This window comes from Serratia sp. PAMC26656, from assembly GCF_016469055.2.
In the GTDB taxonomy this organism is placed as follows: domain Bacteria; phylum Pseudomonadota; class Gammaproteobacteria; order Enterobacterales; family Enterobacteriaceae; genus Serratia; species Serratia plymuthica.
Genome location: NZ_CP150486.1, coordinates 2,669,414 through 2,681,694, shown reverse-complemented (window position 1 = coordinate 2,681,694; position 12,281 = coordinate 2,669,414). Strand labels below are relative to the sequence as shown.

Sequence of the window (12,281 nt, the reverse complement as noted above, 5' to 3'; positions counted from 1 at the left end):
ACGGCGCACCTGCGGTAGACATTTCAGGTTGCCGATGGTGCAAACAGCAGGCTGCGCAGAAACAACATGATCAACTTGCCGGAGGGATCGGTGCCGGTGCCGGTCCGCTGCAAAGCCAGCCCGTGCGCCATCGCCATCAAGGCTGCCGCCAGTTCGTTTTGATCCGCCGGCGGCGCTTTGCCTACCCGTTGAAACAGTGATCCAATCACCGTACCAATTTTTGCCTGATGTACGTCCCAGATATTTTTGTACTCCACGGCAAAGGCCGGGCTGCGTTTCGCGTGCAACTGCAGCTCAACCGACAGCATGCACCAGTCCGCCTCCAGATTCAGGGTCGCCGCCCAAGCCTCCAGCGCCGTCAACACTCGCTCCGGCGTATCGATATCACTCTGCGCCAGCGCAGTGAGTTGCGTGGCCTCCGCTTCCATATGGCGTTGTAACAGTTGCAGCAGCAAGGCCTCCTTAGAAGCAAAGTTGGAATAAAACGCCCCCTGGGAATACCCGGCCTGGCTGGCGATATCCCGGATTGAGGTACCGCCGTAACCGCCGGCGACAAACAGTTGGCGCGCGGTTTCAAGCAACTGCTCGCGGGTTTGCTGCTGGCTTTCTTCGCGGGTTAACCGCTTTTTTTCTGTCTTCATCTTCTTCGACTTTAGGCTGCTTTGGAGTAATGGATACGCATTTAAGATATCACTTGATATTTTAAATGCCCCCCACTAAATTAAGATATCATATGAACTTTGAAACTCACTTAAGATTTTAATGATGATGAACATGAAAACGGTTTTTGTCACCGGTGCCACCGGGCTGCTCGGCAATAACCTGGTCAGAGAGTTGATTGCAAAAGGCTGCCACGTCAAAGCACTGGTACGCTCGCTGGAGAAAGGCCGCCGGCAGTTCGGTTCCGTCAAAGGCGTCGAGCTGATTGCCGGTGATATGACCGATGTGGCCGCCTTTGCCGCGCATCTGCAAGGCTGTGACGTACTGTTTCATACCGCCGCGTATTTTCGTGACAACTACAAGGGCGGCAGCCACTGGCCCGAACTGAAAGCGATCAACGTCGACGGTACGGAACGTCTGCTGGAGCAGGCATACCACGCAGGCATACGCCGTTTTGTTCATACCTCCTCCATTGCGGTGCTCAACGGTGAACCGGGCATGCCGATAGACGAAACCTGTCTGCGTCGTTCGGAGGATGCCGATGATTATTACCGCAGTAAAATTCTGGCTGACGAGGTGGTACTGGCGTTTCTGCAAAGCCACCCCGATATGAACGGCAGCCTGGTCCTGCCGGGCTGGATGTGGGGTCCCGCCGATCTTGGCCCCACTTCTTCCGGCCAGTTGGCCAATGACGTGATGAACGGCAAATTGCCAGGCCTGGTGCCGGGCAGTTTTTCAGTGGTTGACGCGCGAGATGTGGCGTTAGCGATGATCCTGGCGGCCGAACGCGGCAAACGCGCAGAACGCTATCTGGCTGCGGGACGACATATGACCATGCAGCAACTGGTGCCGCTGCTGGGCAAAATAGCCGGGGTTCAAACGCCAAAGCGCACCTTGCCATTACCGCTGCTCTATATCATCGCCGCGCTGCAGGAAGCTTACGCTCGCCTCAGCGGCAAGCCGGTCTTGCTCAGTTTGGCGACGGTGCGTTTGATGGTCAAAGAGGCCAACCGCTCCCATTTCGATCATGCCAAAAGCGAACGGGAACTGGGCCTGACATTCCGGCCGGTAGAACAAACGATCGGCGATACGGTAGCCTGGTTGCGCAATAACGCCTCTAAAAGCTAATCGAACCGGGGGAGAGCCCTTTCCCCCGGTTTAGTTCAGTACCGCCACACCCCCGAGCCTGAGACAGGTGGAGGCATGCAGGTTAGCCGACCGTTGAGCGCATGGACGCGCGATACGAGCCTCCATGGACGGATTCACGGCGTGTCGGTGCTTCTGCATGCTCCTCACCTGTAGCACTCTTTAGGCGGATTGCGCTTCCACATAGCTCAGCGCAGAACGCAATGTGGTCTCGCTGAGCGCTACCGGCAGCAAATGAATCGACTCGCCCTGTTGCAACGTACGAGCAATCAGGCGCTGAACCTGCTCGTCATCGTGAATATCCACCGCCAATGCGGCCAGGCTTACCGGCAGATCCAACCGCCGGTAAAGCGCGATTAACTGCGTCACGGTTTCCCACTGCTCCAGCAAGGCACTTTGCACCAAAATGCCATAGGCTACCTTGGTGCCATGCAGGAAAGCATCGGTCTGCGGCAAAGCGGTCAGCCCGTTATGCACCGCATGCGCCGCCGCAATGCGGGTGTAACGATCCCCCAACCCGCCCACCAGGCCGCCGCCGGCGATAATCGCCTCCAGCACGTTGAGGAAAGGTTGGCTCAATTGCCCGTGCGCCAGCGCCTGCAATGCCGCTTCGCTTTCGGTGAGCAGCACGTCGCGCAGGGTCAGCGCGGTATTGAGGCCCAGTTGCACGGTTAACGGCAAGCGTTCCGGTTGCGGGCTGAGCACCGCCGCTTCGTACCATTTCGCCAGCGTATCGCCAATGCCCGCCAGTAAATACGCTTTCGGCGCACGCAGGATAATTTCCGGTTCCACCAGGACCAGATGGTTTGCATCGTTGAAAATTTCGTAACGCAGCGCCTGCCCCTGATCGTTATACCAGACCGAAAGCGGCGTCCAGGCGGCGCAGGTTGCGGCAATGGTCGGGATCGCCACCACCGGAAGACCCAGCCGGCGCGCCACCACTTTGGCGGTATCGAGCACTGCGCCGCCGCCAAGGCCAATCACCACCTGCCGATCCGCCCCCGCCTGTTGCACGATGCTTTGCACCGTGCTTTCGCTGCAATGGCTGTTGAACAACACCTTGCGGGCTTCGGGCGCATCAAACACCGCAGGTAGCCAGGGTTTGGCTGCCGCCAGCGCACGCTCGCCATAAATCCACAGCGCGTTATCCAGTTGCTGCGGCGAATAAAACTGCGCCAACCGGTCAATCGCACCGGGGAAAGCAAAATAGTTGGCGGGGCCGGCGACCACGCGAATGTGGGTATCACTCATGTTCAAGTCCTTATTTTGTTTGCTGTTGCCATCATAGGGGTGGGAAGACCGATGACTAATACTGTTTTGCATTAGCTTATGATTTTTCATTCATTGTCATCCGTCCGGCCGCCGTGGAAACTGGCTGCCTCAATTCATGCCGGTAAAAAAAACCATTCCAATGGTGACGATGAATTGTCCTTCCGTTTTTTAATGATGCTTAACCACGCAGGGTAAAACTTAATGAAACTGTTCAACACCTCATTACTGGCGTTAAGCCTGTTCGCCGTGTTTCCCGCTGTCTCCGCCCCCACTGCCGCACCGGTTCCAGCGGCGATCGCCAACCATCAGGGGCCGATCCGCATTGCGGTGATCCGCAATCTGGGCTCGGACGACAATACCACGCAGTTCGTCACCGGAGCGGTGCAGGAAGGCCGCAAGCTGGGGTTTCAGGTCAACACCTTCCTGACCAACGGTGACGATGCCAAATTCCAGGACTTCGTCAATCAGGCGATCAGCCAGAAATACGACGGCATTATTCTGTCGCAGGGACGCGATCCATACTCAACCGCCCTGCTCAAGCGCATTGCCGACAGCGGCATCGCGGTGGCGGCCTTTGATACCGCGGTACAGGGCGACATCCCGGGCGTCACCGTCAGCCAGCAGGACGACGCTTCATTAACCGATCTCTCCTTCGGTCAACTGGTGAAAGACTTCGACGGCAAAGCCAACATCGTCAAACTTTGGGTTGCGGGTTTCCCGCCGATGGAGCGGCGCCAGGCGCAGTACCAGAAACTGCTGCGCGACCAACCCGGCATCAAAGAGCTTGAGTCTATCGGCGCGGTGTCTTCCGACGTTCAGGGCGACACGGCCAACAAGATCGGCGCGATTCTGGCCAAGTATCCCAAAGGCAAAATCGACGCCATCTGGGGAACCTGGGACGCCTTTAGCCAGGGCGCGTACAAAGCCTTGCAGGAGAATGGCCGCACCGAAATCAAACTCTATAGCATTGATATCTCGAACCAGGATCTCGCGTTGATGCGTGCCAAGGGCAGCGCCTGGAAGCTCAGCGTGGCGGTCGATCCCAAGCTGATTGGCGCCGTTAACCTGCGCCTGGTGGCCAACAAAATCGCCGGCGAGAAAACCCCGGCAACCTATGAGTTTAAGGCCGCCGCCATTCCGCAAGCGCTGCTGCTGAACCACCCTGAAGCCACCAATGTCGCCTCGCTGGCCAAGGTCATTCCGGGTTGGGGTAAATCGGACGATTTCGTTGCGCCATGGTTCGCCACGCTTGAAGCGCAACAGGCTAAAAAATAAGGAAGGTTAATGGCATCGCAACCGCTTCCCCACCCCGAGTACAGCCGCAACATGCGGCTGATTGGCCACAGCAACCAGGGCGGACGGCCCGATGGCGTGCAGGTGATGGTTCACCGGGGCTACGCCTACATCGGCCATATGGTGTCGCAGGGGTTTTCCATCGTCGACGTGCGCGATGCGAAAAACCCGCGAGCCGTCGGCTTTGTCCCTGCACCGCCCGGCACCTGGAACGTGCATTTGCAGGCGCATGACGATTTGCTGCTGGTGATCAACGCCCGTGACCTGTTTGCCGACGCCCGTTTTGCCGACGAAAAGGTGTATTACACTCGCGCCATCAGCCAGACGGTGTCAGGCAACGACGCCCGCGGCTGGAGCGCCGGGGTACGTATTTTCGATATCTCCACGCCGGAGCGACCGCAGGAAATCGGTTTTCTGACGCTGGAGGGCATCGGCGTGCACCGCATCTGGTATGTCGGTGGCCGATGGGCGTACGTTTCGGCCCTGATTGACGGCTACAGCGACTATATTTTCCTGACTGTCGATCTGGCGGATCCGCGCAACCCGCAAATCGCCGGGCGTTGGTGGTTGCCGGGCATGCACAGCGCCGGAGGCGAAACGCCAACCTGGCCGGAGGGCAAACGCTACGCCCTGCACCATGCCATTATCAGCGGTGACACCGCTTACGCCAGTTGGCGCGACGGCGGGCTGACGCTGTTGGATATCCGCGATCGCAACCAACCGCAGCTTATCGCCCACCGCAACTGGAGCCCGCCCTTTGGCGGCGGCACCCACACCGCGTTGCCGCTGCCGGAACGGGATCTGCTGGTGGTGCTGGATGAGGCGGTGCTCGACAACCAGGAGGACGGCGAAAAGCTGATCTGGCTGTTTGATATCCGCGAACCGGCCAACCCGATAAGCATCGCCACCTTTCCGCAGCCAGATGAACGGGATTACGTCGGCAAGGGCGCGCACTTCGGGCCGCATAATCTGCATGAGAACCGCCCCGGCAGCTTTGTCAGCTCGACGCTGATTTTTGCCACCTATCAAAATGCCGGCGTCCGCGCCTACGACATCAGCAACCCTTATCAGCCGAAAGAAACCGGCGCGCTGGTGCCCGCTGCGCCGCAGACCATGATGGATAAACGCCCGGGCCGCCCGCAGGTGATCCAATCCTGCGACGTGTTTGTCGACGCCCAGGGCATTATCTACAGCACGGATTACAACGGCGGTCTGTCTATTATCGAGTATCTGGGGTAAGCATTAGCCGGCGCAATGTCGGCTTTTTGTCGATTTGGGATAGTATGAATGAACAGACAATGGACCCCAGAGCAAGGAGAAGAAGAGATGTTTAGCCATATCACCGTAGGCGTCAGCAATCTGGACAAGGCCGCAGAATTTTACGATGCCATTTTGCTGCCGCTGGGATTAACACAACGGCCGGTAACGCCCGATGGCGGCCCCGCCGCGCGTTGTTGGATCAAACCGGGGCTGACCTTGCCGCGATTTTACGCTTACGAGCCGTATAACGGTCAACCCGCCAGCGCCGGCAATGGCAGCATGGTGGCATTCACCGCCGACAATGAGAATCAAGTGCTGGCAGCCTATGCCGCAGGCCTGACGGCCGGCGGCAGCGCCGAGGGTGAACCCGGTGAGCGCGCGAATTACGGCAAAGGTTACTTTGGCGCTTACCTGCGTGACCCGGACGGCAACAAGATTCATCTGGCCTATCGCGGGGACTTGCTTTGATAAAATGCTCGGTATACATCGCCACCAGCGTGGATGGTTTTATCGCCAGAGCCGACGGCGATATCGATTGGCTATTGCGGCCTGAATACGCCGTATCGCTGCTCAACGGGCTGAGCTTCGAGGAATTTATTGCCGACGTCGACGCGTTGGTGATGGGCCGCAATACCTATGAAAAGGTGAGCGCTTTCCCCGAATGGCCTTATGGCGCCTTGCCGGTGATCGTTTTGTCGTCACGCGCGCTCGACATCCCGCCCCACCTGCAAAACAACGTAAGGCGGGAGGCTGGCGCACCTGAGGCCATCGTCGCCCGGTTGGCGAATGAAGGATACCGACATTTGTATATCGATGGCGGCAATTGCGTGCAGCGTTTCCTGCAGGCCGGGTTGATTAACGAACTGACCATTACGCGCGTTCCGCTGTTATTGGGCTCCGGCATACCGCTGTTTGGTGCCGTGGGTGCAGAACAACAGCTGCGCCTGATCGCCGCGACGCATTCCGACAATGGATTTGTGCAGGAACGTTACGCCGTCAGCGCGCCGAATAGCGAACCCTAAGCGCCCGGCCGCCGAGGGCAATACCCAACGCGGCCAGTGCCAGCAACGCCGCCGCTCCGTAGGTGAAATGCATACCGGCGGTCACGGCGACAGCCTCGGCGGTGTTGATATCTGCCGTGTTCGAGGCAAACATAAACAGTGCGCCCATGGCAGAGGCACCGGTGATCAACCCAAGGTTGCGCGACAGGTTTATCATGCCGGAAATCAGCCCGCGTCGCTCGGGGGTAGCGTCTTTAAGCAGCGCGGTATTATTGGCGACCTGAAACAACGCATAACCAAGGGTGATCACGCAAAGCGGCGGCACGTACCCCAAGACTCCTTGCCTTATCGACATCATCGACATGACACCGGCGCCGGTGGCCAGGATAACCAAACCCACGGCCGTCATCTTTTGCGCACCCAGTTTGTCCACTAACCGGCCGGCCGGCACACCGACCACCGCAGCGGTAATCGGCCCTGCCGACATCGCTAATCCCGCCTGCTCCACCGCCAGCCCCAGACCGTGCGTCAGGTAAAACGGCCCCACCACCAGCGTGGTCATCATCACCACCATCACCAGCAGACTCATCATTAGCCCGGCACTCAGCCCCGGCTGACGGAACATAGCCAGGTGAATCAAAGGCGATACCGTGCTGTTCTCCACCCAAACAAACAACCCGATCCCCAATGCGGCACACAGCAGCAGAACCAGATTAAGCCAACCGAAATCGCCGCGCCCCAGCGTCATGGAGAGCGCATAACTGGCCAGCGTCAGTCCAAGCAACAAGGTACCGGGGTAATCAAACCTGGCCCGTTCCTTTTGCGGTTCATGAACCGGGGTCGGCAGGTAACGGTAAGCAAGAATAAACGCCAGCAGGCCCACCGGCAGATTGATCAGGAACATCGCCCGCCAACCAAAACTAAAAATCAGCGCGCCCCCCAGCGAAGGCCCGAGCGCAGTCCCGATAGCGGACATAGTGCCGAGCAGCCCCATCGCCCGGCCGGTGTTGTCTTTACCCAGGGTCTCGCCCACCAACGCCATGGTCATCGCCATCATGACTGCCGCCCCCAGCCCCTGAGCGATCCTTGCTGCGAACAGTAACCCGATGTTCGGCGCAAGAGCGCACAGCGCAGACGCAAAGGTAAACAGCGCGACCCCCACCAGCAGCAACCGCCGCCTGCCGATCCTGTCGCCCAGACGACCCAAAGCGATAACTGAGGTGGTGATGGCCAGCAGATAGGCGATCACCACCCACTGTACGGCCTGGAATGAGGTGTTGAACGCCTGTACCAGCGTGGGCAAACCGACGTTGGCGATGCTGGTGCCCAGCGACGAGAGCAGCATCGAAAGGGAAAGGCTGATGAGGATCCACCTTGGGTCTGCGCCGCCGGATTTAACTGTAAACTTCATGTTGCTGACTCCTGAAAGAACCTGTCAGCAGCCTATGCCATCACCTGACAAGGCGGAAGACGCAGCGAATGCAGTTTATTAGTGCATCAGACGCCATCCATGGGGTGTGATAACCAGGGCTGGGCATACGCGTTATATTTCCCGGAAACAATTCCTTCCCGGATATAATTAGCGAACTATAAAACAGACTAGCAACAGAATAATAACTCAAATAAATAGAGCGACGTTGCAATTAACTGCAGACCTTTATTTATTGACGAAAATAAAAGGGTTCTGTTAGCATTATTTTGTATTCTCGCTCTATTTGAAATTATCAAAAGGAAAGGTAATGGAATGCAATAAAAGAGTGAATGCCAGTGCGTTGGCATTGGGTTGCCTCATGCTGGCCGCATGCGCAGCAAAAAGCCCCGCCGAAAAACACGCCTCTCACTATATTTACCAAATCTCAAACGAAAACGATTCGCAAATCAGGACGTTGGTTCATGACAGTATCAAGGCCAGCACACCGACGTTTGATCAGTTCTACCAGCAGGGAAAATGCGACCGCAACGCCCATTTATCCCTGGCAGAGGCTAAAACAAAAGCCGATTACTTATCCAGCGAACAATTTAAAAGCAAACTGGAGCTTAATAACATCGTCTTGAATAAAACCTACAAAATTGATTCTAATCAAAAGATTTATACTGCATTTATGAAAGAAGCTACGGGCGCTTACTGGGATGGTTATAACGGTTTATAACTTACCCTCTAATCTCGAAAAATTAATCGCCACCGTATTTTTTGACAGTGGCGATTAGTGATTTACCCAGTCTCCCGACTCACGGCGCAATAACCATGATCAAACCATACCTTCACTCACCACGGTCGCTTCCCGCGGCGGGTAAAGCCCGACCTTAACCGCAATCGTCACTGCCGCCAGCGCAGCGAACAGCCCACCGCAGAGAATACTGCCCTGCAGGCCCAGCGCATCGATAAACCCCCCGCTGACCACCGAACCGATCGCCACGCCCAAATTGATAAAGGCGATATACAGCCCGGTAGCAAACTCAGGGGCCTGTGGCGCTTCGGATGTCAGCCAGATCTGGGTCACGATCAGGCCGCTGGTGTGCGCCGCCCCCCAGAACAGGCAGAGCACGATCATCGGCCCCGTCTGCGCGCTGCCGTAGCGATACAGCAGCAGATAGGCGGCTGCCAGCACTATCGGGTGCAGTAAAGTGGTCGCTACCCGGTTCCGGTTCAGCAACTTACCGGCCAACAGGTTACCGGCGACCCCGCCTGCGCCAAAAATCACCAGCAGGATGCCCACCATCGGCTCGCGAATGGCGGTTTGTCGGCTCAGGTATTCGGTAGCGTAGGCATACACGGAGAACATGGCGGCGAAAATCAGCACGCAGGCGGCGATATTCAGCCACAGCGCGCCGCTGCGCAGTATCGCCAGCTGCTTGCCGTAGCTAAGTTTTTGCGTGGCGGCGTCGGGCAGGCGGAAAAATAAGCCGACGCCCGCCAGCAGGTTAACCAACGCACAGAACAGAAAAGAGGCTTCATAGCTGAACTGACCGGCGATCCAGTGGGTCAGCGGGATCCCCAGCACCATGCCCATGCTGGTGCCGACAAACGCGTAAGCGGTCGCCCGGGTTGCCTGCTGTTTCGGGTACAACGACGCCGCCGCCACCATCGCCAGCGAAAAATAAATCGGGTGGAACAACGCCGGCAGAATGCGCAGGATCATCAGGGTGCTGAAACTGGCCGCATAGGCCGACAGCACGCTGACCAACGAGAACACGACCAGCGAAATCAACAGCATTCGTTTGCGGTTGAAGCGTGAAGCCAACAGCACCAGCAACGGCCCCAGCAAGGCGATAGTCACGGCAAACAGACCGACCAGCCACCCGGCCTGCGAGGTTGAAACCCCGTAGCGCGCAATGATCAGCGGCAAAATGCCCACCACGCCAAACTCGATGCAGTAAACGCCGAACAGCCCCAGCGCGATGAAAAAAATCGGCGGCAGGATCTTCATTATGGTTCTCCCAACCCGTCATATACCGCCTGGCACAGCTCGCCGACAAACGCCCCCGCCATGCCCTCGAGCGCCGTATTGGTAAAGGCCACCACGCTAAGTTGGCGCGCGGGATCGACAAACCAGGAATGGCCGTAGGTGCCGCCCATGCGCCAGGTGCCGATCGATTCCGGCGTCTGCGCCGCCTGCGGATCTTTCAGCAGGGTGATCCCCAGACCAAAGCCGCGCCCCGGCCAGAATGGCATCGGCAGATCGCCTATCTGGTTGCTGGTCATCGCCGTTACCCACTCCGTTGGCAGCAGCGGCGCGCCGCCCTGGCGCAAGGTTTCCAACAGCCGCAAGAAATCCTCGGCGGAGCCCACCATGCCTGCGCCGCCGGAGGCATAGGCGTGAGCATCTAACGCCCGCGCCGGGGACAGATTAAAACCGGCCGTGTCGTCGATAAAAGGCAAACGATCGGGTTGTTGCAACGGCCGGGGTTCGGGGTTGTGGTTGGCGTAAGCCGCCGTCAACCGCTGCGCATCCGTGGCGGTAAAGCCGGTGTCGTGCATCGCCAGCGGCCCGGTCACCAACTGCGCCACCGCCTCCGCTAACGGCAAGCCGCTGGCCTGCTCGATCACGGCACCCAGCACGTCGGTAGCAATCGAATAGCGCCACTCGGTTCCCGGCGCCGCCAACAGCGGGGCCGAAGCGATGCGCCGCAGGTTCTCTTCCAGACTGAGCCGGTCATCATCCATACCGTCGGAGACGCCCGCCTGAGCATAAAATCCCTGTTCCGGCTGGAAAAACCGGTAGCTCAACCCGGCGGTGTGGGTCATCAGATGGCGCACCGTCATTGGCGGTTCGCGTCCGTCGGCGGTTCGCGGTCGGAATGCCGGCAACCAACGCGTCACCGGGTCCTCCAGCCCCAAACGCCCTTGCGCCATTAACACCAGTGCGGCCGTGGAAACGATAGGTTTGGATACCGAAGCCAGTCGGAACAGCGCGTTGGCAGCCATTGGCTTGCCGGCCTCTCGGTCCGCCATGCCCGCCGCACGGCGATAAACCCCTTCACCGCCCTGCGCCACCAACACCACCGCCCCAACCAGCCGTTTGTCCTCCAGCGCCCGATCAATGGCCTTATCAATAGTCTGGGCAGCCAGCTTGTATTCATTCATGGGTCACACTCCAGTAGACAGTCAATTTCTGTAGCTACCGAGAATAGAGTGTGGCGATTAGCGGAAAAACAGGCTAGATTTCCCTTCATACTGGACACTAGCGTCCGCAATAGGGAGAGGACATGGATAATCTGGCAGGCGTTTCGGTCTTTGTTCAGGCAGCAGAAACGCTCAGTTTTGTCGAAGCGGGCCGCTTGCTGGGTATCTCCGCTTCGGCCATCGGCAAAAGCATCGCCCGGCTGGAGGCGCGCCTGGGCGTGCGCCTGTTTCACCGCAGCACCCGCAGCATGACGCTGACGGCGGAAGGCGCGCTTTTCTTGCAGCGCTGCCAGCGGATCCTCGGCGAAATGGCGGCGGCGGAGCAGGAACTGAGTGATACCCGCAGTGCGCCGCGCGGTAAATTGCGCGTCAGTTTGCCCCTGGTGGGCAGCCTGCTGAATCCGGTGCTGGCGGAGTTTATCCGCCAATATCCGCAGATTGAGCTGGAGGTGGATTTTTCCGATCGCCGGGTTGAGGTGATTGAGGAAGGCTTTGACGCAGTGATCCGCGTCGGAGAAACCGAAGATTCCCGGCTGATGAGCCGCCAGTTGGGCACCTTCCACCTGCAACTGGTGGCGGCCCCCGGCTATTTGCGTCAGACGGGTATCCCGCAACAGCCGACCGATCTGCGCCAACACGCCTGCCTGCTGTATAAATTCCCCACCACCGGAAAAGTCGAAAGCTGGCCGGTGGCGGACTGGGACAAAATCCTGGGCGAGGGTCTGCGTGCCAGCGTGGTGTGCAATACCGTCGATACGTTGATTTATCTGGCGGAACAGGGCCAGGGCATCGCCTGCCTGCCCGACTTCGCCGTGCAGCAGGCGCTGGCCGGGCAACGGTTGCAGCAGGTTCTCGGCGAACACAGCCACCATACCGGCAGCTTTAAAATTCTCTGGCCCTCCAGCAAGCACCTGGCTCCCAGACTGCGGGTGTTTATCGATCTGCTGAGCGAACGGTTGTTTCCGGCTTAACGGCGCAACGCAGCTTAAGAACAATTCCGGCTTTGCTTTGCACAAAATCAGCTA

The 12,281-nt window shown here is 58.4% G+C and carries 12 protein-coding genes; 7 read left to right on the top strand and 5 right to left on the bottom strand.

Going from position 1 to position 12,281, the window contains the following annotated elements; translation table 11 throughout:
• Positions 1 to 23: 23 nt before the first annotated feature.
• On the bottom strand, positions 24 to 641 hold the full coding sequence (locus JEM67_RS13710; protein WP_199635816.1) for a TetR/AcrR family transcriptional regulator: 618 nt from the start codon (positions 639 to 641) through the stop codon (positions 24 to 26).
• 121 nt (positions 642 to 762) lie between these two features.
• Here JEM67_RS13710 and JEM67_RS13705 point away from each other — a divergent pair, with 121 nt between their 5' ends.
• Entirely contained in the window at positions 763 to 1,788 is a 1,026-nt protein-coding gene (locus tag JEM67_RS13705; RefSeq protein ID WP_199635815.1) for an SDR family oxidoreductase, read from the top strand.
• A gap of 180 nt (positions 1,789 to 1,968) precedes the next feature.
• On the opposite strand, the gene JEM67_RS13700 is transcribed toward JEM67_RS13705, so the two are convergent.
• Positions 1,969 to 3,057, bottom strand: coding sequence for an oxidoreductase (locus tag JEM67_RS13700; protein WP_199635814.1), 1,089 nt, complete (start codon positions 3,055 to 3,057; stop codon positions 1,969 to 1,971).
• Positions 3,058 to 3,279: 222 nt separating this feature from the next.
• On the opposite strand from JEM67_RS13700, the gene JEM67_RS13695 reads away from it, so the two are divergent.
• The 4 genes from JEM67_RS13695 to JEM67_RS13680 all read left to right on the top strand — a co-directional run bounded on the left by JEM67_RS13695 (position 3,280) and on the right by JEM67_RS13680 (position 6,653).
• Positions 3,280 to 4,353 carry a sugar ABC transporter substrate-binding protein gene (locus JEM67_RS13695; RefSeq protein WP_199635813.1) on the top strand — a complete coding sequence of 358 codons (1,074 nt, stop codon included), beginning with the start codon at positions 3,280 to 3,282 and terminating at the stop codon, positions 4,351 to 4,353.
• A gap of 9 nt (positions 4,354 to 4,362) precedes the next feature.
• On the top strand, positions 4,363 to 5,610 hold the full coding sequence (locus JEM67_RS13690; protein WP_199635812.1) for an LVIVD repeat-containing protein: 1,248 nt from the start codon (positions 4,363 to 4,365) through the stop codon (positions 5,608 to 5,610).
• Between the two features lie 87 nt (positions 5,611 to 5,697).
• Positions 5,698 to 6,099: a VOC family protein gene (locus JEM67_RS13685; RefSeq protein WP_199636095.1), complete on the top strand. Its 402-nt coding sequence runs from the start codon at positions 5,698 to 5,700 to the stop codon at positions 6,097 to 6,099.
• Positions 6,096 to 6,653 (top strand): dihydrofolate reductase family protein, encoded by a 558-nt coding sequence (locus JEM67_RS13680; RefSeq protein ID WP_013812852.1) that lies wholly within the window; start codon positions 6,096 to 6,098, stop codon positions 6,651 to 6,653. Before JEM67_RS13685 ends, JEM67_RS13680 begins: the two co-directional genes overlap by 4 nt.
• Here the strand turns inward: JEM67_RS13680 and JEM67_RS13675 are convergent.
• Positions 6,628 to 8,043, bottom strand: a complete 1,416-nt coding sequence (locus JEM67_RS13675; protein ID WP_199635811.1) for an MFS transporter — start codon at positions 8,041 to 8,043, stop codon at positions 6,628 to 6,630. The genes JEM67_RS13680 and JEM67_RS13675 overlap by 26 nt on opposite strands.
• A 328-nt stretch (positions 8,044 to 8,371) precedes the next feature.
• Between JEM67_RS13675 and JEM67_RS13670 the strand changes: the two genes are divergently transcribed.
• Positions 8,372 to 8,782 carry an Exc2 family lipoprotein gene (locus tag JEM67_RS13670; protein ID WP_013812850.1) on the top strand — a complete coding sequence of 137 codons (411 nt, stop codon included), beginning with the start codon at positions 8,372 to 8,374 and terminating at the stop codon, positions 8,780 to 8,782.
• Positions 8,783 to 8,881: 99 nt separating this feature from the next.
• Here JEM67_RS13670 and JEM67_RS13665 read toward each other — a convergent pair whose 3' ends face one another.
• Positions 8,882 to 10,060 (bottom strand): MFS transporter, encoded by a 1,179-nt coding sequence (locus tag JEM67_RS13665; protein WP_199635810.1) that lies wholly within the window; start codon positions 10,058 to 10,060, stop codon positions 8,882 to 8,884.
• Positions 10,060 to 11,217 (bottom strand): serine hydrolase domain-containing protein, encoded by a 1,158-nt coding sequence (locus tag JEM67_RS13660; RefSeq protein WP_199635809.1) that lies wholly within the window; start codon positions 11,215 to 11,217, stop codon positions 10,060 to 10,062. The genes JEM67_RS13665 and JEM67_RS13660 overlap by 1 nt, the downstream gene beginning before the upstream one ends.
• Before the next feature lie 122 nt (positions 11,218 to 11,339).
• On the opposite strand from JEM67_RS13660, the gene JEM67_RS13655 reads away from it, so the two are divergent.
• Entirely contained in the window at positions 11,340 to 12,227 is an 888-nt protein-coding gene (locus tag JEM67_RS13655; protein ID WP_199635808.1) for a LysR family transcriptional regulator, read from the top strand.
• Positions 12,228 to 12,281 lie beyond the last annotated feature (54 nt).

What these genes read in the sequence shown, in the direction of transcription:
- JEM67_RS13690 (WP_199635812.1), top strand. Translation starts at nt 4,363, where the DNA reads ATGGCATCGCAACCGCTTCCCCACCCCGAGTACAGCCGCAACATGCGG.
- JEM67_RS13660 (WP_199635809.1), bottom strand. Translation starts at nt 11,217, where the DNA reads ATGAATGAATACAAGCTGGCTGCCCAGACTATTGATAAGGCCATTGAT.
- JEM67_RS13665 (WP_199635810.1), bottom strand. Translation starts at nt 10,060, where the DNA reads ATGAAGATCCTGCCGCCGATTTTTTTCATCGCGCTGGGGCTGTTCGGC.
- JEM67_RS13695 (WP_199635813.1), top strand. Translation starts at nt 3,280, where the DNA reads ATGAAACTGTTCAACACCTCATTACTGGCGTTAAGCCTGTTCGCCGTG.
- JEM67_RS13700 (WP_199635814.1), bottom strand. Translation starts at nt 3,057, where the DNA reads ATGAGTGATACCCACATTCGCGTGGTCGCCGGCCCCGCCAACTATTTT.
- JEM67_RS13685 (WP_199636095.1), top strand. Translation starts at nt 5,698, where the DNA reads ATGTTTAGCCATATCACCGTAGGCGTCAGCAATCTGGACAAGGCCGCA.
- JEM67_RS13655 (WP_199635808.1), top strand. Translation starts at nt 11,340, where the DNA reads ATGGATAATCTGGCAGGCGTTTCGGTCTTTGTTCAGGCAGCAGAAACG.
- JEM67_RS13670 (WP_013812850.1), top strand. Translation starts at nt 8,372, where the DNA reads ATGGAATGCAATAAAAGAGTGAATGCCAGTGCGTTGGCATTGGGTTGC.
- JEM67_RS13705 (WP_199635815.1), top strand. Translation starts at nt 763, where the DNA reads ATGATGATGAACATGAAAACGGTTTTTGTCACCGGTGCCACCGGGCTG.
- JEM67_RS13675 (WP_199635811.1), bottom strand. Translation starts at nt 8,043, where the DNA reads ATGAAGTTTACAGTTAAATCCGGCGGCGCAGACCCAAGGTGGATCCTC.
- JEM67_RS13710 (WP_199635816.1), bottom strand. Translation starts at nt 641, where the DNA reads ATGAAGACAGAAAAAAAGCGGTTAACCCGCGAAGAAAGCCAGCAGCAA.